General features: G+C 63.9%; 16 protein-coding genes. 12 read left to right on the forward strand and 4 right to left on the reverse strand.

From position 1 onward, the window contains the following. Window positions 1-152 precede the first annotated feature (152 nt). A complete protein-coding gene (locus tag GCN78_RS15465; RefSeq protein WP_152252486.1) occupies window positions 153-506 on the forward strand; it encodes a hypothetical protein in 354 nt (117 codons plus the stop codon). A gap of 222 nt (window positions 507-728) precedes the next feature. Here the strand turns inward: GCN78_RS15465 and GCN78_RS15470 are convergent, their stop codons facing one another. The 3 genes from GCN78_RS15470 to GCN78_RS15480 all read right to left on the reverse strand — a co-directional run bounded on the left by GCN78_RS15470 (window position 729) and on the right by GCN78_RS15480 (window position 4,792). Then, window positions 729-2,375 (reverse strand): methyl-accepting chemotaxis protein, encoded by a 1,647-nt coding sequence (locus GCN78_RS15470; RefSeq protein WP_152252487.1) that lies wholly within the window; start codon window positions 2,373-2,375, stop codon window positions 729-731. Window positions 2,376-2,453: 78 nt separating this feature from the next. After that, on the reverse strand, window positions 2,454-3,569 hold the full coding sequence (locus tag GCN78_RS15475; RefSeq protein WP_413465211.1) for a patatin-like phospholipase family protein: 1,116 nt from the start codon (window positions 3,567-3,569) through the stop codon (window positions 2,454-2,456). Window positions 3,570-3,877: 308 nt separating this feature from the next. Continuing rightward, window positions 3,878-4,792: a LysR family transcriptional regulator gene (locus GCN78_RS15480; protein ID WP_152252488.1), complete on the reverse strand. Its 915-nt coding sequence runs from the start codon at window positions 4,790-4,792 to the stop codon at window positions 3,878-3,880. A gap of 125 nt (window positions 4,793-4,917) precedes the next feature. On the opposite strand from GCN78_RS15480, the gene GCN78_RS15485 reads away from it, so the two are divergent. The 11 genes from GCN78_RS15485 (at window position 4,918) to GCN78_RS15535 (ending at window position 20,107) form a co-directional block, all read left to right on the forward strand. Continuing rightward, window positions 4,918-6,459: an MFS transporter gene (locus GCN78_RS15485; protein ID WP_152252489.1), complete on the forward strand. Its 1,542-nt coding sequence runs from the start codon at window positions 4,918-4,920 to the stop codon at window positions 6,457-6,459. A gap of 219 nt (window positions 6,460-6,678) precedes the next feature. Then, window positions 6,679-7,899, forward strand: coding sequence for a maltoporin (locus GCN78_RS15490; protein WP_152252490.1), 1,221 nt, complete (start codon window positions 6,679-6,681; stop codon window positions 7,897-7,899). A gap of 341 nt (window positions 7,900-8,240) precedes the next feature. Next, window positions 8,241-9,251 (forward strand): substrate-binding domain-containing protein, encoded by a 1,011-nt coding sequence (locus GCN78_RS15495; RefSeq protein ID WP_152252491.1) that lies wholly within the window; start codon window positions 8,241-8,243, stop codon window positions 9,249-9,251. A gap of 240 nt (window positions 9,252-9,491) precedes the next feature. Continuing rightward, complete coding sequence (locus tag GCN78_RS15500) at window positions 9,492-11,129, forward strand: alpha-amylase family glycosyl hydrolase (RefSeq protein WP_152252492.1); 1,638 nt, start codon at window positions 9,492-9,494, stop codon at window positions 11,127-11,129. Between the two features lie 84 nt (window positions 11,130-11,213). Further along, the gene (locus GCN78_RS15505; protein WP_152252493.1) at window positions 11,214-12,299 is read left to right on the forward strand and encodes an ABC transporter ATP-binding protein; all 1,086 of its coding nucleotides are present in this window, start codon (window positions 11,214-11,216) and stop codon (window positions 12,297-12,299) included. Window positions 12,300-12,408: 109 nt separating this feature from the next. Continuing rightward, window positions 12,409-13,629, forward strand: a complete 1,221-nt coding sequence (gene malE, locus GCN78_RS15510; RefSeq protein WP_070218275.1) for a maltose/maltodextrin ABC transporter substrate-binding protein MalE — start codon at window positions 12,409-12,411, stop codon at window positions 13,627-13,629. A gap of 133 nt (window positions 13,630-13,762) precedes the next feature. Next, a complete protein-coding gene (gene malF / locus GCN78_RS15515; protein ID WP_152252494.1) occupies window positions 13,763-15,274 on the forward strand; it encodes a maltose ABC transporter permease MalF in 1,512 nt (503 codons plus the stop codon). 10 nt (window positions 15,275-15,284) lie between these two features. Then, window positions 15,285-16,175, forward strand: a complete 891-nt coding sequence (gene malG / locus GCN78_RS15520; protein WP_070218276.1) for a maltose ABC transporter permease MalG — start codon at window positions 15,285-15,287, stop codon at window positions 16,173-16,175. A 2-nt stretch (window positions 16,176-16,177) separates the two neighbouring features. Next, a complete protein-coding gene (locus GCN78_RS15525) occupies window positions 16,178-17,818 on the forward strand; it encodes an alpha-amylase family glycosyl hydrolase (RefSeq protein WP_152252495.1) in 1,641 nt (546 codons plus the stop codon). Continuing rightward, the gene (locus tag GCN78_RS15530; RefSeq protein ID WP_152252496.1) at window positions 17,815-18,726 is read left to right on the forward strand and encodes a carbohydrate kinase family protein; all 912 of its coding nucleotides are present in this window, start codon (window positions 17,815-17,817) and stop codon (window positions 18,724-18,726) included. The genes GCN78_RS15525 and GCN78_RS15530 overlap by 4 nt, the downstream gene beginning before the upstream one ends. Before the next feature lie 94 nt (window positions 18,727-18,820). Next, window positions 18,821-20,107, forward strand: a complete 1,287-nt coding sequence (locus GCN78_RS15535) for an O-acetylhomoserine aminocarboxypropyltransferase/cysteine synthase family protein (protein WP_152252497.1) — start codon at window positions 18,821-18,823, stop codon at window positions 20,105-20,107. 209 nt (window positions 20,108-20,316) lie between these two features. On the opposite strand, the gene GCN78_RS15545 is transcribed toward GCN78_RS15535, so the two are convergent. Further along, window positions 20,317-21,309: an AraC family transcriptional regulator gene (locus GCN78_RS15545; RefSeq protein WP_226939654.1), complete on the reverse strand. Its 993-nt coding sequence runs from the start codon at window positions 21,307-21,309 to the stop codon at window positions 20,317-20,319. Window positions 21,310-21,374 lie beyond the last annotated feature (65 nt).

Here is a 21,374-nt window from a genome sequence, read left to right on the forward strand (position 1 = left end):
CAATCGGGGCCAGCAGCAGGCACTCACGTTGATGTGACAATGCATGACTATTATCGCTTGGCCATTCCTTATGCTCATCGGCAGTTGGCGGTCAACTCTTCAACTCTGTATGTTGACCAGCTCCTCAAACCAGTTTTTCGCACAGTCCGATCATGACCACACTGCGTAAAGCAATTATCCTGGCAGTCTTTTTTGCGGTGACAAGCGCTGGCGCAGCGCTGTCATATGCGGCACCGTGGACGGACATATCGTGGCGGCAAGCGCAGCTTTGGGCAGGTTCCTTCTGCTGTCTCGGATTCTTACTCGGGGGGATATACGCCTTCGATCCGGATTCCGACTTGAAGATCAAGTCCAGTGCAATCGGTCGGATGTCATTCGGCGTCATAGCCTCGTTAATCTTGTCCGCTTTGTGGCGCTGGCCGCTTGAAGGCGTTGCGCTCGCAAGCCTTGTTGGTGCTGTGCTTGGGTATGTAGGCATGACGTGGGCAAAATTTGCCGACTTTTGACGATAGGGCTCACTGCCTGCAACGGGGCGACAGCGGAATCCCGCGCCCGCGAGGCAGGCTGACACTGGACTGCAGCGGAACCGGGCTGCGCTTCCTGCATGCCACCCTGCCAGCCCGGCTAACCTTACCGACACTTGCCACAAGCACAGAACTCAACGCCCCCCCAATTGGAACGGACCCTCACCAAAGAAAAACCCCGGCGTACCGGGGCATTTACCAGGTTTAAGCGCGCGCGCTGCGGCCGGGCAGCGCCAGGCGCCGGCTGGATGCAGCCGCTGCCGGGGCCGGCAAACCGCCCGCCACTTTCAGCGATTTAGCCTGGGCGTCGCCGCGCAGGCGGAACACGGCCACCACGTCGACCAGCTCGACGGCGCGGTCCTGCAGCGAGGCGGCGGCGGCCGCCGCCTCTTCCACGAGGGCCGCGTTTTGCTGGGTGACCTGGTCCATCTGCGAAATGGCCTGGTTCACCTGTTCGATGCCGGCGCTCTGTTCATGGCTGGCGTTGGCGATGTCGCCCATGATGTCCGTCACGCGACGGATGCTGGCGACGATTTCTTCCATCGTCGCGCCCGCCTGGTCGACCAGCGCGCTGCCCGTGTTGACCTTGTCCACGGAATCCTCGATCAAGCCCTTGATTTCCTTGGCGGCCGCCGCCGAACGCTGCGCCAGGTTGCGCACCTCGGTGGCCACGACGGCGAAGCCGCGGCCCTGCTCGCCCGCGCGCGCCGCTTCGACGGCCGCGTTCAGCGCCAGAATATTGGTTTGGAAGGCAATGCCGTCGATCACGCCGATAATGTCGGCGATCTTCTTCGCCGATTCATTGATGGAACCCATCGTGCCCACCACTTGCGCCACCACGGCGCCGCCCTTGCGGGCCACGTCCGAAGCGGACACGGCCAGCGAGTTCGCCTGGCGCGCATTGTCCGTATTCTGGCGCACGGCCGAAGTCAGCTCTTCCAGGCTGGACGCCGTTTCTTCCAGCGACGACGCCTGCTGCTCCGTGCGCACGGACAAGTCCGCGTTGCCGGCGGAAATCTGCGCGGCCGCCACGCTGACCGTATCGGCCGAGGCGCGCACGGTGGCGATCACGCCGACGATGCGTTCCAGGAACTTGTTGAAGGCCGTGGCCGTGCGGCCCACTTCATCCATGCGCTCGACGGGCATGGCGGCGGACAGGTCCAGCGAGGCGCTGACGCGCTCCAAGGTGTGTTCGATATCGCCGAGGCCGCCGCTGATGGTGCGGTAGATATGCCAGGCCAGCGCGCCCGTCAGCAGCACGGCCACGCCCAGCACGGCCAGCATGGTGTTGAAGGCCGTATCGTAGGCGGCCAGGCTTTCCGCCTTCACATCGTCGACCAGCTTGTTGTTGTAGGCGATATGGTCATCCATGCTTTTCTTGGCGGCCGCGGCCGTGATGGCCAGTGGCGTGCCAGCAAGCAAGGTGGCGCGCACGCCATCCATGTCGCCCGCGTAGGCGGCGGCAAAGAACGGCACCAGCGCGCGGCGGTACGCTTCCATGGCGGCCTGGTCGGCGTCGAGCATCTTGCTGTCCGTCGCGTCGTACAGGCGCTCGGCGCGGTAGGTGGCGATGACCTTGTCGAAATTCGTGTTGGCATCGGCGACGGCCTTGTCCAGCGCCGTCTTGTCGGCCAGATTCGAGAACACGGACAGGCGATAGCCGGCCAGGCGCGAGTCGGCCAGGAAACCCTTGGCCGCATTCAAGCCCTGGATGCTGGGAATGATGCGGTTTTGCACGGTGTCAAAGCGCTGCTGCGCGCGCTGTAACTGGATGGCGCCGCCTGCGCCCAGCAATAGCAGGGCCAGCAAGGCAATGGTGAGGGTCAGAATGAGTTGCTTGGTGATATTCATGGTGTTTCACAGTAAAAAGTAGCCTGGCAAGGCCAGGCAAGATGAGTAGCTGCCGATCGGGTGGCCGGGGATCGGTTGCTACGCCGCCAGCGGGGAAGCCTCGGGCGCGCGGCGCAGCAAGTCGCCATGCTGGCGGCAAAACGCCAGGCCCGCCTTGTGGCCCACGTCGAACAGCAGCTGCATGTTCGAGCTGGACCAGTCCAGGGTGTCGGGCCAGTGCTGCTCCGGGATGCCGCCCATCAGGTCGAGCTTGAGCAGGCGCCGCTTGGGCTGGCCCGTGCGCGCATCCGTGTTGTGCTCGAGTTCGAACAGGCGCAGCTCGCTCTTGGAGATTTTCACCAGCGGCGTGATGATGGAGCGCACCCAGGCGTCGTACAGGTTGCGCGGTTTGCGCAGCAAGCGCTCGTCACCCAAGATATCGAGGATGACCAGAGTGTCGGCGTCATGGTGTTCGCCCTTGCCTTCGATAAACGGGTCGAAATTGAGCGTGTCGAGCGCCGCGCCTTCGATGTAATCGTCGCCGGCGATGGTCGTGGGCGCATACAGGAAGGGAAACGACAGGGCCGCGCGCACATGAATGGGCTCGATTTCGTGCTTGCCCCAGATTTGCATGCGGTGTTCGCTGAGGTTGTAGGCATTGATGTAGAAGTCGGGACGCATGCGGGCCACGCCCGAGAAATCCACGGCTTTTTCCAGGAACGGCAAGTGCGCGCACAGGCCCAGGCTTTTCGCCGACAGGTCCGATGGCGACAGCGACGACACCATCAATTTGCCCCAGTCCGACCAGGCCGTGGGCACGCCCGCAAACGTTTGCTGGAAGGCCTGAAAAAAGGGATTGTTGGCGGGCGGCTGGAAGGCGTCGCGGAAGGTGCTCGCGTGTATGCCCGGCTTCTGGAACACCTTGTAGTTGATCGGAATCATCTTGTAAATGCTGTCGGCCACGCCCGTGTCGGCCCAGCTTTGCAAGGCCTGGCGCGGCGTGGCCTCGTGCGGCGTCGTGTAAAGCAAGCCCATCAACACACCGGCGCCCGAGGCGGAAATGACGTCGAACTCGATGCCCTCGTCAAGGAAGGCGGCCAGGGCACCGGCGATCAAGGTGGAATTGGGTGCGCCGCCACCCAGCAGCAGACCCGTCTTGCGGGCAGGCATCGCGGCGGGCGCCGGATGTGGCGGCGTCGTGCTTACTGTCTTCATGTGCACTCCCTGGAACGGGGTAATTACCCCTAATTGTTGGTTACTACGCGCTTATCGCACCGCATCGTGCAGGTATTTCCGCAACCATGAACTTGATGCAATGTTGCGGAAACAGATATGAAATTAACATAAATAAATTCCTTATGGCAATTTAGTTAACGCATGATGGGTATTCAGGAAGGGTATAAGCTGACGGCGCGCGGCGTAGCGTGATGCATCGCAGCAAATAAATATTCCGCAATGTTAGGAAAAATCTCTTTTGGGTAGGAATATTCCTCAACTGGCCGCCACGGCGGCTGTCAGGCCGTTCAGCGGGTGGGAGGTGGAGCGGAAAAATGCAAGTGGGTACACAAATGGTCAACAAAGACGCGGATTTTCGGCGACAGGTGGCGGCTCGATGGCCACAGCACCCAGAACTTGCTCGCGTACAGCAAGTGCTCGGCCAGCACGGCTTGCAGTTCGCCGCGCGCGATGGCGTCGCGCACGAGAAAGTCAGGTAAATAAGCGAGGCCCACGCCCTGCGTGGCGGCGCCGATCAGCGCTTCGATATTGTTGCAGGTCAAGGCCGTCGGCAAGCGCAGTTCGCCGCCACCGTCGCCCTCGGCGCGCTGCAGCGCCCACTCCTGCAATTTGCCCGTAGTAGGGAATTTATAGCGCACGCAGGCGTGCCCTTCCAGCGCGCGCGGCGTGGCCGGCACGCCGTGGCGGGCGAAATATGCGGGCGAACCCACGATGGCAAAGGCAAACGGCCCCAGTTCGCGCGCCATCAGCCGCGAATCGGTGAGCGTTCCGCTGCGCACGGCCACGTCGACGCCTTCGGCCACCACGTCGACCAGGCGGTCGTTGAAATCGAGGTCGAGCTCGATTTCCGGATACTGGCGCGTAAACTCGGCCAGCAGGGGCAGGATGATGCGGTAGCCGATCACGGGCAGGCTGACCTTGAGCTTGCCGCGTGGCGCCTCGGCCAGGTGCGACAGTTCCGCCTCGGCATCGCCCAGATCGGCCAGGATGCGCTGGCAACGCTCATAGAACAGCGCGCCCTCATTGCTCAGGCTGATGCGCCGCGTGCTGCGGTTGAGCAGGCGCACGCCCAGCTTTTCTTCCAGCCGTGCCACGCTCTTGCCGACGGCCGAGGCCGACACACCGAGCAGCCGCCCGGCCGCCACATAACTGCAAGTTTCCGCCGCGCGCACGAAGGCGGCAATGCCGTTCAGGTTATGCATGCGATCTCTATTAGGGAATATTTGTCCGCTATGAGTGGATTTTCAGCCACTTTCTCACGGATTGCGTCCATATTATCATCAGATTCCCTCTTTCTGGAATCATTCCCATGGATACGCATCACCGTATGAAACTTGCCGTCCCGGCCCGGCGCGCCGTCGTGCTGGCCGCCGTCTGCCTGGCCGCGCTGTGCATGCCGCTCAGTTTCACGGGGCCGGCCATCGCCATTCCCGCCATCGCCGCCGACCTGCACGGTACGCCTCTGGCGCTGGCGTGGATCACGAATGCCTTCATGCTCAGCTTTGGCGGCTGCCTGATGGTGGCTGGCGCCCTAGCCGACCGCTACGGCCGCAAGCGCGTGTTCTTGCTGGGCATGGGCGTGTTTTCCGCCGCCGCGCTGGCGCTGGCGGCCGCGCCCGGCATCCTGTGGCTCGACGTATTGCGCGCCGTCCAGGGCCTCGCTTGCGCCATGGCCCTGTCGAGCGGACTGGCGGCGCTGGCGCAGGAGTTCGATGGTCCCGCCCGAGCGCGCGCCTTCAGCCTGATCGGCACGGCCTTCGGCGTGGGCCTGGCCTTCGGCCCCTTCCTGGCCGGCACCTTGATCACCCGCACGGGCTGGCGCGCCATCTTCATTGCCACGGCCGCGGCCGGCCTGGCCGCCCTGCTGGCCGCCGCGCGCGCCATGCGCGAAACGCGCGACCCGCAGGCGCAAGGCGTGGACTGGCCCGGCGCCCTGACGTTTACCGGCGCGCTCTCCTTGTTTACGTACGGCTTGCTGCAGGCGCCCAACAGTGGCTGGGGCAGCCCCGCCAGCCTGGGGCTGTTCGGTGGCGCGGCCTTGCTGCTGGCCGTCTTCATCCGCGTGGAACGGCGCGCGGCGCGCCCCATGCTGGACTTGACCCTGTTCCGCCTGCCTGCCTTTGCCGGCGTGCAACTGCTGGCAGCCGCACCCGCGTTTTCCTTTGTCGTGCTGCTGGTGTTGCTGCCGGCCCGCTTCATCGGCATCGAAGGCTACAGCGCGCTGGAGGCGGGACGCATGATGATTTCCCTGTCGGCGCCCATGCTGGTGCTGCCTGTCCTGGCCGGCATGGCGGCGCAGCGCATTGCTCCCGCACACATTTGCGCCAGCGGCCTGCTGCTGGCGGCGGGCGGCTTGCTGTGGCTCTCCACCTGCGCGCCGGGCCAGGCTCCCGCTACCTTGCTGGGGCCGCTGTTGCTGATCGGCTGCGGCATCAGCCTGCCCTGGGGCTTGATGGATGGCCTGGCCATCAGCGTCGTGCCCGTCGAGCGGGCCGGCATGGCGGCCGGCATCTTCAACACGACGCGGGTGGCGGGCGAAGGCCTGGCGCTGGCCATCGTCAGCGCGCTGCTGGGCACGTTCACCGTGGCGGCGCTGGGCGGCGCCGGCCTTGCCGGCATCGGCGCGCAGCAGGCGGCGCACGCCGGCCCCTTCCTGGCGCTGGGCGAGCTGCGCCAGGCGAGCGAGTTGTTGCCGCAGGCCGGCGCCGCCGCACTGGCGCAGACCTATGGCACCGCCTTCCGCCACTTGCTGTATGTGCTGGCCAGCATCACCACGACATCGGCCCTGCTGATCCTGGCCTTTTTGCGCCATCCGGCCGTTACAGCAACGGACACGGCCGCCCTGTCAGCCTGCAAGGCACCGCAATAATCACGACCATCATTCCGTCTGCCGTACGCGGCGGCGCCCACGTGCCGCCCCCTCCCTGATGTTTCCCCGCAACACCTCAAAAGTTTTCAAGAATAAAACTAGTTTACTGATCAAAGCGCTTTGAACTATACTCAAAGCGCTTTGAAACATAACTAAAGCGCTTTGGTTGTGCGAAGTGACGCGCACCGATCCCACACCTATAAAAACACTGGAGACGCAATGAACAAACATTTCTTGAAAACTTTGCCTGCCGCCGTGGCGTTGGCCTTGAGCGCTTCGGCCGCCCAGGCCGCCCTGCCGATCGACTTCGGCGGCTACATCCGCTCGGGCTTCGGCACCAGCAGCGAAGGCGGCAAGGAAGCCTGTTTCGGCCTGGCCGGCGCCTCGTCCAAATATCGTCTGGGCAATGAGTGCGAAACCTACGGCGAGCTGAAATTCGGCGGCGAAGCCTTCAAGGCAGCCAACGGCACCACTTTCCGCATCAATACCCTGGTGGCGTTCTCCGTCAACCAGAACCAGGACTGGGAGCAATCGGATCCGTCGTGGCGCGAAATGAACGTGGTGGCCGACAAGATCGGCACGGGCGCCTTCGCCGAAGCGCGCGCCTGGGTCGGCAAGCGCTACTATGACCGCCAGGACGTGCACATCACCGATTACTACTTCTGGAACAACAGCGGCCCTGGCGCCGGCCTGGAAAACATCGACCTGGGCGCCGCCAAGCTGGCCTACGCCATCGTGCGCACGGCCGATGACGGCGACAGCAAGCGCATGGGCCTGTCGCACGACCTGCGCTTCTCCGGCATCAAGGTCAACCCGGACGGTGAACTGACGCTGGGCCTGCAATTTAATCAGAAACGCAACGCGCAAGGCGCGGCACCCATCGCCAGCGGCCACTTGCTGACCATCATGCATACGCAAGGCAATCTGCTGGGCGGCTTCAACAAGGTGGCATTACAGTACGGCAAAGGCAGCGCCGCCAACACGGGCGGCTTCAGCCTCGGCGCCAACAAGGATGACAAGGTCGTGCGCCTGACGGAACAGATCATGATCCAGCCCAAAGGCGCCTGGTCGGGCATGGGCACCTTCGTCTACGAAGACAAGGAAACGGCGGGCGTCAGCAGCAAGTGGACCTCGATCGGCGCGCGCCCCGTCTACCACTTCACGGACAACTACAGCCTGGCCGTGGAACTGGGCCATGACATCGTCAAGCCGGAAGGCGGCGAGAGCCGCAACCTGACCAAGCTGACCTTCGCGCCGCAACTGTCGGCCGGCAACAGCTTCTGGTCGCGTCCCGTGCTGCGCGCCTTCTACACCTACGCCAAATGGAACAAGGCAGCCCAGTCGGCCGCCGCCGCGGAATCGGCGCTGTCGTCGACGGGCGTGTTTGGTGGCAAGACCAACGGCAGCTCCGTCGGTTTCCAGGTCGAGTCCTGGTGGTAAGCGCAGGACTCTAGAACGTCGGCAGGCGTCTCCGGACGCTTGCCGGTGGCAGCAACACCGCCCGCTTATCCAGGGGCAAGTAATATCCGGACCCACCATTTCGCCGCTGCACGCGATGGCCGGCAGCTTCAATGTAGTGATTCAGCAGTATCCTCTTTTAGCGCGGGCGCCCCTGGGTTTGCCCGCGTATTTTTTTGGGCGCCGCCGCCGCTTGTCATGACCCTGATCAATCCGGCATTTATCAGATAAACTACCCTTCATCGCACCGCACCGCTCCCGCCCACCGGCAGGAGGCCGGCAGCGGCAAGACCCACCCAAGACAGACCCCGACCGCAGCATCCATGAACCTCAAAAATCTCGCCAAAACGCTAGGAATATCCGAAACCACCGTCAGCCGCGCCTTGAACGGCTATCCGGAAGTGAGTGAACGCACGCGCGAGCGGGTGCTGGCCGCCGCGCAGGCGGCCGGCTACCGCCCCAATCCCATGGCGCGCAGCCTGGCCGTGGGGCGCACGAATATCGTCGGCATCATCTACCCGCTGATGCCGAACGACCTGGCCGACCCCATGTTCATCGAGATCGTGGGCGGCATGTCGGAAGCGCTGGAAGCGCAGCAGATGGACATGATGATCGCGCCCGCCTCGGCCACCAATGAATTCCACACCTATGAACGCATGGTCAAGGGCCGCCGCATCGATGGCCTGATCGTCGGGCGCACCAAACCGTTCGACGAGCGCATCGCCTACCTGGCGCAGCAGGGCATGCCGTTCGTCGCGCACGGCCGCACGCAGCTGAACCAGCCGCACGCGTGGTTCGACTACGATAATGAAGCGGGCATGCGCCTGGCCGTCGAGCGCCTGGCGCAGCTGGGCCACCAGCGCATCGGCCTGATCAGCGCCACGCCGGACCTGAACTTCGTGCGCCAGCGCGTCGAGAGTTTCCAGCACGCCATGCAGGCGGGTGGCCTGGCCGTCGACCCCGACAATCTGGTCGACAACGCGCACGACCGCCGCGCCGGTTACCAGGCCATGCAGCGCCTGCTGGCCCGCTCGCCCCGCCCCACGGCCGTCATCGTCGACAACCACATGTCGGGCGTGGGCGCCGTGCGCGCCCTGCTCGACGCGGGCATCGCCATCGGCCGCGAGATGTCGCTGATCGTCTGGGGCGTGATGGAAGATTCCCTGGCCGGCCACAACGTCACCACCGTCGTCCAGCCCGACCCGCGCGGCGCCGGCGCAAAGATGATCCACATGCTGCTGGCCCTGATGGACGGCACGCCCGTCAGCGACTTGCAGGAACTGTGGCCGTGCGAACTGCTGCCGGGCGAGTCGGCCGGTCCCGTGCCGAACTAGGCATTTTCCGCTGTCCCCATGCCGCCGGCCGCCTTGCCGGCGGCGGCGCATCGTTGTCCTGAATCACCCTCATAAAAAAATCGTATGTCTGGCGCGTGTATCGCTTTACTTTTCAAAGCGCTTTGAACTATACTCATTTCATACCCAAAGCGCTTTGAATTTTAAAATAAGACGTTCGCCTACCAACCAGCAGCGCCGCCCTGATAGCCACGGCTACAGACAACTTTTAAGAAATCATTCATGCCGACCATTCAGAACAATCTCGCCCACCTGCCCGCCGACTGGTGGCGCAGCGCCGTCATCTACCAGGTCTATCCACGCAGCTTCCTCGACAGCAATGGCGACGGCATCGGCGACTTGCCCGGCATTACCTCCAAGCTCGATTACATCGCCGCCCTGGGCGCCGACATCGTGTGGATCTCGCCCTTCTTCACGTCGCCGATGAAAGACTTCGGCTACGACGTGGCCGACTTCTGCGACGTCGACCCCATGTTTGGCACCCTGGCCGATTTCGACCGCCTGGTGGCGCGCGCCCATGAACTGGGCTTGAAAGTGATGATCGACCAGGTGCTGTCGCACTCGTCCGACAACCACCCGTGGTTCGTGGAAAGCCGCTCCAGCCGCGACAACGCCAAGGCCGACTGGTATGTGTGGGCCGACCAGAAACCGGATGGCACGGCGCCGAACAACTGGCTGTCCGTGTTCGGCGGTTCCGCGTGGCAATGGGAGCCGCGCCGCGGCCAGTACTACCTGCACGATTTCCTCGCCAGCCAGCCCGACCTGAATTTCCACAATCCGGCCGTGCAGCAGGCGCAGCTGGACAACCTGCGTTTCTGGCTCGAGCGCGGCGTCGATGGCTTCCGCTTCGATTCCTGCAACTTCCCGTATCACGACCAGTTGCTGCGCGACAATCCGCCAGCCGCGCAGCGCGACGCCAGCAGCGTGTCGGCCATCAACCCGTACGGCATGCAGGCGCACGTGTACGACAAGACGCAGCCGGAAAACATCGCCTACCTGCAGCGCGTGCGCGCCGTGCTCGATGAATACCAGGCCATTTCCATCGGCGAAGTGGGCGACGACAATGCGCTCGCCACCATGGCCGCCTACACGGGCGCCGACAAGCTGCACATGGCTTACAGTTTCAACTTGCTGACGGCGGAGTTCTCGGCCGCGCACATCCGCACCCAGGTGGAAGAATTCGAGGCGCAAGTGGCCGACGGCTGGGCGTCCTGGTCCGTGGGCAACCACGACAGCGTGCGCGTCATGACGCGCTGGGGCGGCGATAATCCATCGCCATCGCTGGCCAAGGTGGTGCTGGCCGTGCAGGCGGCGCTGAAAGGCACGCCGTGCCTGTACCAGGGCGACGAGCTGGCCCTGACGGAAGCGGACATTCCTTTCGAGGCGCTGCAAGACCCGTACGGCATCCCGTTCTGGCCCCAGTTCAAGGGCCGCGACGGCTGCCGCACACCGATGCCGTGGGTGGCCGAAGCGCCGCACGGCGGCTTCAGCACTGCCAAACCCTGGCTGCCCGTGCCGCCTGAACACCTGGCGCGCGCCGTCGACGTGGAAGAGCGCGATAGCGCCTCGCCGCTGCAGTTTGCGCAGAAGATCCTCGCCTGGCGCCGCACCCTGCCGCAATTGCTGCGCGGCGATATCGTTTTCTTCGATGCGCCGGAACCCGTGCTGGCCCTGCGCCGCGACCTGCCCGGCCAACCGTCCGTGCTGGCCGCCTTCAATCTGGGCACGCAAGCCGTCACCTTCGCCTGGCCCGATGCGGCGCCGGCGGCCAACCTGGCCGGTCACGGCTTGCCAGGAAACAAAGATGGTCAACAGATCAGCTTGCCCGCGCATGGCGGCTGGTTCGGCACCTTGGCGTAAATCGCAGGCTTTGGCGGCCATGCCGCCAATTACAATAACGAGCCCCGCGCATCAGCGGGGCCGAATTGACAGAATGAGGACGACATGGCTGGACTGAAGTTAACAGGCCTGAAGAAGGCATATGGCGACGTGCAAACCCTGCACGGCATCGACCTGGAGATCGCCGATGGCGAATTCATGGTCTTCGTGGGCCCGTCGGGTTGCGGCAAATCCACCTTGCTGCGCAGCATCTGCGGCCTGGAAGAAATCAGCGGCGGTGACTTGTTCATCGGCAAAACGCGCATGAACGACGTGCCGCCCGCCAAACGCGGCATCGCCATGGTATTCCAGAGCTATGCCCTGTACCCGCACATGAGCGTGGCGCAGAACATGGCCTTCGGCCTCAAATTGGCCGGCATGAGCAAGGTGCAGATCGCCGACGCCGTGCAGCGCGCCGCGCAGATCCTGCGCATCGAACCCTTGCTGGAACGTAAACCCAAAGACTTGTCGGGCGGCCAGCGCCAGCGCGTGGCCATCGGCCGCGCCATCGTGCGCAAGCCCGACGTCTTCCTGTTCGACGAACCGCTGTCCAACCTCGACGCCTCGCTGCGCGTGCAGATGCGCATCGAACTGGCGAATCTGCACCGCGAATTGCGCTCGACCATGATTTACGTCACGCATGACCAGGTCGAAGCGATGACCCTGGCCGACCGCATCGTCGTGCTCAACGCGGGCCGCATCGAGCAGGTGGGCGCACCTCTGGAGCTGTACCACCATCCCGCCAACCTGTTCGTCGCCGGCTTCCTCGGTTCGCCCCGCATGAACTTCCTCAAGGGCAAGATCCACAGCTATGCGGACGGCGTGGCCACGATCGCCACCAACGCGGGCGGCATGCTGCAGGCGGCACTCGAGCAGCCGCTGGCCAGCGGCACCCCCGTCACCATCGGCGCGCGCCCCGAACACGTGCAGGCATGCGCGCCCGGCGCCACCGCCGCCCTCACGGCCACCGTGCAAGCGGTGGAAAAACTGGGCGACATCAGCTATCTGTATGTGCAGGTGCCGGGCGGCGACGAGCCGCTGGTGGTGCGCGCCGATGCGGATACGGACTGGGCCATTGGCCAATCCGTGGCGCTGCAGGTGGCACCCGCCCGCGTCCACGTGTTCGACGAGCACGGCCAGACGCGTACCTGATTCCACATTTAAGGGGCCAGGCGCTACAGGCGCCGCCTGGCCTGGTTGCATCGTTTCAGCCTTGATACTCAACATAAACTTAGCATAAAAAAAGATACTGGAGATTGACATGTCCTTCACGCACCCGAAACGCAGCTTCATCAAAACCACCCTGATCGCCGCCGCCCTGGCCGGCATCGGCAACCTGGCCGCCGTCAGCATGGCGAACGCGGCCGAAGCAGGCACCCTCCTGATCTGGATCAATGGCGACAAAGGCTACAAGGGCCTGGCCAAGGTCGGCGAGGAATTCACCAAGAAGACGGGCGTCAAGGTCGTCGTCGAGCACCCGGAAGATGCGCCAAACAAATTCCAGCAAGCGGCGGCCGCCGGCAAGGGCCCGGACATCTGGATCTGGCCGCATGACCGCATCGGCGGCTGGATCGACGCCGGCTTGCTGCAACCAGTGACGCCAAGCAAGGAAGCGCGCGCCGCCATCCTGCCGCTGGCGTGGAACGCCTTTACCGTGGGCGGCAAGACCTGGGGCTACCCGATTTCCATCGAAGCCGTCGCCCTCGTCTACAACAAGGACCTGGTGCCGACCCCGCCAAAGACCTTCGAGGAAATCGCCGCGCTGGACAAAAAACTCTCCGCGCAAGGCAAGAAAGCCATCCTGTGGGATTACACGAATACCTATTTCACCTGGCCTTTGCTGGGCGCGGGCGGCGGCTTCCCGTTTGAAGTCAAGAGCGACGGCCGCTACGATGCGGCCAAGACGGGTGTCAACAATGCCGGTTCGCAAGCGGGCGTGAATGCGCTGATGACCCTGATCAACAGCGGCGCCATGCCGAAGGGCGCCGGCTACGCGGAAATGGAAGCGGGCTTCAACCAGGGCAAGATCGCCATGATGATCAACGGTCCATGGTCGTGGGACAACGCGCGCAAATCGAAGATCAATTACGGCGTGGCAACGATCCCTACCGTCGCAGGCAAGACGGCCACCCCATTCGTGGGCGTGCTGGGCGCGATGATTTCGAAAGCCAGCCCGAACAAGGACCTGGCGACGGAATTCCTGGAAAACCAGATGCTGCAGCTCAATGGCCTGAAAACCATCAATGCCGACGTCCCGCTGGGCACGCCAGCGAACAAGGTGCTGTTCGCCGAATTGAAAGCCAATCCGAACATCCAGGCGACGATGGAAAGCGCGCAAGCGGGTCGCCCGATGCCAAACAACCCGGAAATGGGCCGCTTCTGGTCGTCGATGCAATCGGCGCTGGAAAACATCACGCAAGGCCGCCAGACGACCAAGGATGGCCTGGATGCGGCGGCGAAGCGGATTACGACGGCGAATTGATAAACGCTGGTTAGGCGAAATTTAATTTTCGCCCATCAGCAGAAATCCGGGGTCAGACCCGCCGGGTCTGACCCCAGCTCTCCATTGCGTACAAGTTCGACGCAAACAGCATCCATCTTCACAGGTATCCATCGTGCGCAAGTTTATCGGCCCTACGGTATTGACCATCAGCATGGCGCTGGGTCTGTATCTGCTCTTCATGTTGTACATTTCCGGCCAGACCATGCTGGCCGCCGTTTTCCTCGGCTTGCTGACCCTGACGACGTTTGTCTTCACGTCGCCGCGCGCCTATGCTTACCGCTATCTGTTTCCCGGCATCACGGCCGTCATCGTCTTCGTGCTGCTGCCGATGGTGTACACGGTGTCGATCGGCTTTACCAATTTCAGCTCGCGCAACCTGCTCACCTATGAGCGCGCCACGCAATATTTGCTGGACGAGACGCAGCGCGTGGAAAGCGCCGGCTATGCGATGACCGTGCACGCCGACAACAAGGAATACCGCTTGCGCCTGGAAAGCCCGGACACGGGCGAAGTGCTGCTGACGCAGCCGCTGGCCCTCAAGCGCGCCGTGCCCCTGAACGTGGAAGTGGCGCCGCCCGATCCCGTGCAGGCGCCCGTGCTGGCTCCGCCGCTGCCCATCAAGGACATCATCGCCCTGCAAAAGGATTTGAAGCTGCTGACCCTCGTGTTGCCGAACAAGATCGAGCTGCGCATGGTGGGCTTGCGCGAATTCGGCCCCGTCGCGCATGTCTACAAGCAGTTACCGGACAAAACGCTCAAGAAAGTCGCCACGGGCGAACTGGTCAAGCCAAACTTCAAGACGGGCTTTTATGAAATGCCGGACGGCACGAAACTGGAACCGGGTTTCAAGGTCAACGTGGGTTTCGCCAACTTCGTCAAGATTTTCTCCGATGAAGCGTTCCGCGGCCCCTTCCTGCGCATTTTCGTCTGGACCATCGTCTTCGCCCTGATCAGCGTGGCCACCACCACGGGCCTGGGCATGGTGCTGGCCGTGCTGCTGAACTGGGATGCGCTGCGCTTCCGCGGCCTCTACCGCACCCTGCTGTTCCTGCCGTACGCCGTACCGGGCTTCATTTCCATCCTGGTCTTCAAGGGCTTGTTCAACAATAACTTTGGCGAAATCAACCTCGTGCTCGACGCCCTGTTCGGCATCAAGCCCGCCTGGTTCTCGGACACCACCCTGGCCAAGGCCATGATTTTGATCGTCAACACCTGGCTCGGCTACCCCTACATGATGGTCGTGTGCATGGGCCTGATCAAGGCGATCCCATCGGACCTGTACGAAGCGTCGGCCCTGGCCGGCGCGGGACCGCTGACGAATTTCTTCAAGATCACCCTGCCCCTGATCATCAAGCCCTTGACCCCCTTGATGGTGGCCAGCCTGGGTTTCAACTTCAATAATTTCGTGCTGATCAGCTTGCTGACGGGCGGGCGTCCCGATTTCCTCGACACAACCTTGCCAGCGGGCACGACCGACTTGCTCGTGTCCTACACCTACCGCATCGCGTTCGAGGATTCCGGCCAGAACTTCGGCCTGGCCGCCGCCATCTCGACCCTGATCTTCTTCCTCGTGGCCGCGATTTCGCTGGTCAACATGCGCCTGACGCGCATGAACAAAGCATAAAGGACAGACCATGGCTATCGTTGTCGACCGTTCCAACCGCTGGCGCATCCTGGCGGCCCACGTCGCCGTGATCGCGCTGATCGCGCTGGTGATGTTCCCCTTCCTGATGATTCTCTCGATCTCCCTGCGGCCCGGCAACTTCGCCTCGGGCAGCCTGATACCGCCCGAGATCAGCTTCGAACACTGGCGACTGGCGCTGGGCATGTCCTACCAGGCCCCCAACGGCGCCCTGGTCGAGCCGGACTTCCCCGTGCTGCTGTGGCTATGGAATTCCATCAAGGTGGCCAGCATGAGCGCCACCGTCACCGTGCTGCTGTCGACCACCTGCGCGTATGCGTTCGCGCGCATGCAGTTCCGCTTCAAGTCGCAGACCCTGTCGGCGCTGATGCTGCTGCAGATGTTCCCCGCCGTGCTGGCCCTGGTGGCCATCTACGCCATCTTCGATGTGCTGGGCAGCTACGTGCCGTGGCTGGGCATCGACCACCACGGCAGCCTGGTGCTGGCCTACACTGGCGGCATCGCCCTGCATATCTGGACCATCAAGGGCTACTATCAAACCATCCCCGTCGAGATCGAGGAAGCGGCCAAGGTCGACGGCGCCACGCAGTGGCAAGCGTTTGTCTACGTGCTGCTGCCGATGACGGTGCCCATCCTGATGGTCGTATTCCTGCTGTCCTTCATCGGCGCCATCATCGAATACCCGATCGCCTCCGTGCTGCTGCATGAACAGAACAACCTGACCCTGGCCGTCGGTTCGAAGCTGTTCCTGTACGAGCAAAAATACCTGTGGGGCGACTTCGCCGCGGCGGCCATCCTGTCCGGCCTGCCCATCACGGCCGTGTTCCTGCTGGCGCAAAAATGGATGATCTCCGGCCTGACGGCTGGCGGCGTGAAGGGCTGACCATGCGCCGCTCCCTGACTACGCTGGCCGCCCTGTTACTCAGCGCTTCGGCGCAGGCAGGGAGCGTCAGCTTCGCTGACAACCCCATCGTCTACTTCGCCGTGACGGACCGTTTCGCCAACGGCAACCCCGGCAACGACCACAGTTATGGCCGCGCCGCCGACCCGCAAGGCGGCGACGTCGGCACGTTTCACGGCGGCGACATCGCCGGCATCACGCAGCAGCTCAAAGCCGGCTATTTCAAGGAACTGGGCGTCAACGCCCTGTGGATCACGGCGCCGTACGAGCAGATACACGGCTGGGTGGTGGGCGGCAAGCAGCAATTCCAGCACTATGCCTACCACGGCTACTGGGCGCTCGACTACACCACCATGGACGCCAACATGGGCACGCGCGAAGAATTGCGCGAGATGATCGATCTCGCCCACGCGCAAGGCATCCGCGTGCTGTTCGACGTGGTGCTGAACCACCCCGGCTATGCGGACTTGCGCACCCTGGCCGAATATAAGGTGCCCGTGCTGTGGCCCGGTCACGAAAAGGCCGTGCTGCGCGACTATCACAGCTTCATCGACTACAACAACTTCGCATTCGCGCAGTGGTGGGGGCCGGACTGGGTGCGCGCGGGCTTGCCCGGCTACCCCGACGGCGGCAAGGACGACTACACGATGCAGCTGGCGTATCTGCCCGACTTCCGCACGGAGAGCGGCAAGGCCGTGGGCTTGCCGCCCATCCTGCAGCGTAAAAGCGACACGCGCGCCGTGGCCCTGCCCGATGCGACTGTCCGCACTTACCTTGTCCACTGGCTGGCCGACTGGGTGCGCGAATTCGGCGTCGACGGTTTCAGGGCCGACACCGTCAAGCACGTGGAGCCGGCCAGCTGGCTGGCCCTGCGCGCGGCGGCCACCGATGCATTGAAGGATTGGAAGGCGCGCCACCCGCAGCAGAAGATCGACGATGCGCCATTCTGGATGACGGGCGAAGCGTGGGGCCATGGCCCCGAGCACAGCAGCTGGCATGACGCGGGCTTCGATTCGATGATCAATTTCGATTTCCAGAATCGCGCCAACGGCGACTGGAAAAGCATCGACGGCGTGTACCGCCAGTACGCGGGCTTGCTGGGCAAGGGCCCGGGCCCCCGCTACGACATCCTGTCGTATATCTCGTCGCACGACACCAGCCTGTTCCCGCGCGACCGGCTGAAACATGGCTTGTCGGCCCTGCTGCTGGCGCCGGGCGGCGTGCAGCTGTTCTATGGCGATGAAAGCGCGCGCCAGCCTGGCGCCGCGCCCATCGGCGACGAGCAGCAGGCCACACGCTCCGACATGAACTGGTCGTCGCTCGATGCGGCCACCCTGGCGCATGCGCGCAAGCTGGGCCAGTTCCGCCTGCGCCACCCTGCGCTGGCGCGCGGCGAACATCGCCTGATCGATGAACAACCGTACGCGTTCGCCCGCGTGATGGATGGCGACGCCGTCATCGCCGTGCCAGAGGCGCAAGGCGCCATCACCTTGAAAGTCCACGGCGTGTTCGCCGACGGCGCCCTGCTGCGCGACGCGTATACGAATCACACCTGTTTGGTTAAAAATGGCGCCGTCGCCGTGAACGCGGCCGGCACCGTCCTGTTAGAAAAGGCAGCACCATGAGTACCTATGACATCCTGGTGGTCGGCGGCGCCGGCATCGACACCATCGTGCGCGTCCCTTCCCTGCAATTGCCCGTGGCCGATTCCGTGCACGTGCCGCCCATCCGCGATTACGTGGCGCACACGGGCAATGGCGTGGCGCTCGGCTGCCACACGCTGGGCTTGCGCTGCAAGTTCATCGACTTCATCGGCGACGATGCGCAAGGCGCGGCCATCCTGCAGCGCTACAAGGAGGTCAAACTCGATTTCTCGCACATCGTCGAGCCCTCGGGCACGCGGCGCAGCGTCAACCTGGTCGACCCGCAAGGGCGCAGGATGTCGCTGTACGACGGCCGCCACCCGGAAGACGTGCGCATGCCGGCCGCCTTCTATCTGCCCTACCTGGGTCCCGCGCGCCACGCGCACTTTTCCATCATGGGCTGGGTGGCCGAACTGTTCGATGATGCGCAAGCGTGCGGCACCACGGTGTCGACCGACCTGCACGACTGGGATGGCGTCAACCCGCACCACAAGACATTCGCCCTGCGCGCCGACCTGGTCTTCCTCAGCACGGCCGCGCTGGGCGAGCGGCGCGACGATGTCATGCGCGCCATCGTGGCGGAAGGCCGCGCGCAAGCCGTCATCGCCATGGCCGGGGCGGATGGCGCCTACCTGCTGGAACGGGGCGGCGAAACCGTGCGCCACTATCCGACGGCACGCTTGAACTTGCCCGTGGTGGACACGAATGGCGCCGGCGACTCCTTCGTTGCCGCCTTCCTGCAGGCCTGGCTGGGCGACGCAGGCCTGGACACCGCCATGCGCCGCGGCGCCATCGCCGGCGCATTCGCCTGCGCCAGCCCCGGTACGCATGAACGCTTCATCAATCGGGAAGAACTGCACGGCTTATATCAGGCATGCACTAGCTTATGACTTAATATTCTATCAAGCGTAGCATCGAGCTAACGGTCGCATGGCACAATGGCTGCGGATTTGACCACCGCAACCCATTCGAACCGGAGACCACATGAGAATCGAAACCCTGGCCGTGCACGCCGGCTACACCCCCGACCCGACCACCAAGGCCGCCGCCGTCCCCATCTACCAGACGGTGGCCTACGCCTTCGACAATGCCCAGCATGGCGCCGACCTGTTCGACCTCAAGGTGGCCGGCAATATCTACACGCGCATCATGAATCCCACGCAGGACGTGCTGGAAAAGCGCGTGGCGGCGCTGGAGGGCGGCGTGGCCGCGCTGGCCGTCGCCTCGGGCATGGCGGCAATCACTTACGCGATCCAGACCATCGCCGAAGCGGGAGACAATTTCATCTCCGCCAGCCAGCTGTATGGCGGCACCTACAACCTGTTTGCCCACACCCTGCCGCAGATCGGCATCGAAGTGCGTTTCGCCGACGCGCGCCAGCCCGAGACCTTCGCCGCGCTGATCGATGCGCGCACCAAGGCCATCTTTTGCGAATCGATCGGCAACCCGCTCGGCAACGTCACGGATGTGGCCAAGCTGGCCCAGATCGCGCACGCGCACGGCATCCCGCTGATCGTCGATAACACGGTGCCAAGCCCCTATCTGTTCCGCCCCATCGAGCATGGCGCCGACATCGTCGTCCATTCGCTGACCAAATACCTGGGCGGCCACGGCACCACCGTGGGCGGCGCCATCATCGACAGCGGCAAGTTCCCGTGGGCCGAACACAAGGAGCGCTTCAAGCGCCTGAACGAACCGGACGTGTCGTATCACGGCGTCGTCTACACGGAAGCGTTCGGCCCCGCCGCCTTCATCGGCCGCGCGCGCGTCGTCCCGCTGCGTAACATGGGCGCGGCCATTTCTCCGCTGAGCGCCTTCCAGCTGATCCAGGGCATCGAGACCCTGGCCCTGCGCATGGACCGCATCTGCGACAACACGCTGGCCCTGGCCAGGCACTTGAAACAGCATCCGAAAGTCGCATGGGTCAATTACGCGGGCCTGGAAGACCACCCGGACCACGCGCTGGTGAAAAAATACATGCATGGCCGCGCCTCGGGCATCTTGTCGTTTGGCCTGAAACTGGCCGCCGGCGAAGATCCGCGCGCGGCCGGCGCCCGCGTGCTCGACGCCCTGCAACTGTTCACGCGCCTGGTCAACATCGGCGACGCCAAGTCGCTGGCCACGCATCCGGCCTCCACCACGCACCGCCAGCTCAATCCAGAGGAACTGGCCAAGGCGGGCGTTTCCGAAGACATGCTGCGCCTGTCCGTGGGCATCGAGCATATCGACGACTTGCGCGAAGACCTGGAGCAGGCCTTGAACGCCGCCTGAGGCGGCTGGCCCATTATGCCCATCCCGAGCGCTTCGACAGTGCCAAGCAAGCCGTGGCATTTGCCGGATTCGACCTTCCTGCGCAAAGCGCTGTACATGCCCGCCATGAGGCGCAAGCGGGTGCACGTGGCATTCGGCGTGCTCAAGTCGGGAAAAATGGTGGATCCGACCTTGCACGCCGCTTGACGGGGATAACGGTATCTAGGCGGTTACAGCGGCCGCACGGGAATGCATATCTCGCAAGACAGTTCGCCGGTGGCCGGATCCATCGCCGTGGCGGCGTAAAAGCGTTCGAAGCACGGACGCTCATCCCACTGCAGGCCGCTGGACGGCAGCCATTCGCGCATCATGCGCGTCCACGCTTCGGCGATGGCGCTGGACGGTCCCTTGAACTGCGCCACCGCATAGCGCCCGCCAGGCAAGGTGGTGATGCTGGCACGGCCGCCCGACTGGAAAGCATCGGGCACGGCGACGCAGGCGTCGTAGCGACATTTGTCGGGCGGCGTGATGCTGGGATCGTCATGACCGATACCGTAGCAAATGGCGTCGCCCAGGCCGTGCGACTGCATCCACGGTGCGACGGTGTCGCGCCAAAAGGCGCCGATGGCGGGACCGTAGGGGCCGATATGACGTTGGCACGCCACGGTGGCGGGTGGCAGGTCGAGGATGGTGACTTGCATGGGACTCTCTCTATCAAGTGGATTGGAGTGCCCATGGTGCTGGAAGTTCGGCCCGTTTTCCTGACCGGGATTGCGCATGGCCTGATCCGGATTGCTATCTTGCCGGCGCAGGCGCATGGCGGCCAGCATGGCGGCGTTTTTGTCGGCGACGCCGGCGCGCCAGGCCGTCGGCGTGCAGCCAAATTTCAGCTTGAAGGCGCGCGCAAACGCTTCGCCGGAACCGAAGCCCGTCGCCAGCGCGATATCCAGTATCGTTTCGTCGGGGCGGCAGGCCAGCCGCAGGGCCGCCGTTTCCAGGCGCCGGCGGCGCGCATAGTCGCCCAGCGTCTCGCCCATCCAGGCGGCGAACACACGGTGAAAGTGGAAGCGCGAAAAATGCGCGACGTCGGCCAACCGGGTCAGATCCAGCGGCGTGTCCAGGTGGCGGTCGATATGATCGAGCACGGCATTCATGCGTCGCGCATATTCGGCGCGAAACAGGCCGGAGGCAGGCTGTTCCGGTGAAGGGGCAGGGTAATTCATGCCGCCGATTATGGCATGAAGCCCCGGCTGAATGGAACGGCGGCAGTGTCGGCACGGGTCGATGC

It is taken from the genome of Janthinobacterium rivuli (assembly GCF_009208735.1).
In the GTDB taxonomy this organism is placed as follows: domain Bacteria; phylum Pseudomonadota; class Gammaproteobacteria; order Burkholderiales; family Burkholderiaceae_D; genus Janthinobacterium.

Coding starts and splice junctions, on each gene's coding strand:
- GCN78_RS15475 (WP_413465211.1), bottom strand. CDS start 3,569: ATGAAGACAGTAAGCACGACGCCGCCACATCCGGCGCCCGCCGCGATG.
- GCN78_RS15525 (WP_152252495.1), top strand. CDS start 16,178: ATGCGCCGCTCCCTGACTACGCTGGCCGCCCTGTTACTCAGCGCTTCG.
- GCN78_RS15530 (WP_152252496.1), top strand. CDS start 17,815: ATGAGTACCTATGACATCCTGGTGGTCGGCGGCGCCGGCATCGACACC.
- GCN78_RS15500 (WP_152252492.1), top strand. CDS start 9,492: ATGCCGACCATTCAGAACAATCTCGCCCACCTGCCCGCCGACTGGTGG.
- GCN78_RS15470 (WP_152252487.1), bottom strand. CDS start 2,375: ATGAATATCACCAAGCAACTCATTCTGACCCTCACCATTGCCTTGCTG.
- GCN78_RS15535 (WP_152252497.1), top strand. CDS start 18,821: ATGAGAATCGAAACCCTGGCCGTGCACGCCGGCTACACCCCCGACCCG.
- GCN78_RS15545 (WP_226939654.1), bottom strand. CDS start 21,309: ATGAATTACCCTGCCCCTTCACCGGAACAGCCTGCCTCCGGCCTGTTT.
- malG (WP_070218276.1), top strand. CDS start 15,285: ATGGCTATCGTTGTCGACCGTTCCAACCGCTGGCGCATCCTGGCGGCC.
- GCN78_RS15465 (WP_152252486.1), top strand. CDS start 153: ATGACCACACTGCGTAAAGCAATTATCCTGGCAGTCTTTTTTGCGGTG.
- malE (WP_070218275.1), top strand. CDS start 12,409: ATGTCCTTCACGCACCCGAAACGCAGCTTCATCAAAACCACCCTGATC.
- GCN78_RS15495 (WP_152252491.1), top strand. CDS start 8,241: ATGAACCTCAAAAATCTCGCCAAAACGCTAGGAATATCCGAAACCACC.
- GCN78_RS15490 (WP_152252490.1), top strand. CDS start 6,679: ATGAACAAACATTTCTTGAAAACTTTGCCTGCCGCCGTGGCGTTGGCC.
- GCN78_RS15485 (WP_152252489.1), top strand. CDS start 4,918: ATGAAACTTGCCGTCCCGGCCCGGCGCGCCGTCGTGCTGGCCGCCGTC.
- GCN78_RS15505 (WP_152252493.1), top strand. CDS start 11,214: ATGGCTGGACTGAAGTTAACAGGCCTGAAGAAGGCATATGGCGACGTG.
- GCN78_RS15480 (WP_152252488.1), bottom strand. CDS start 4,792: ATGCATAACCTGAACGGCATTGCCGCCTTCGTGCGCGCGGCGGAAACT.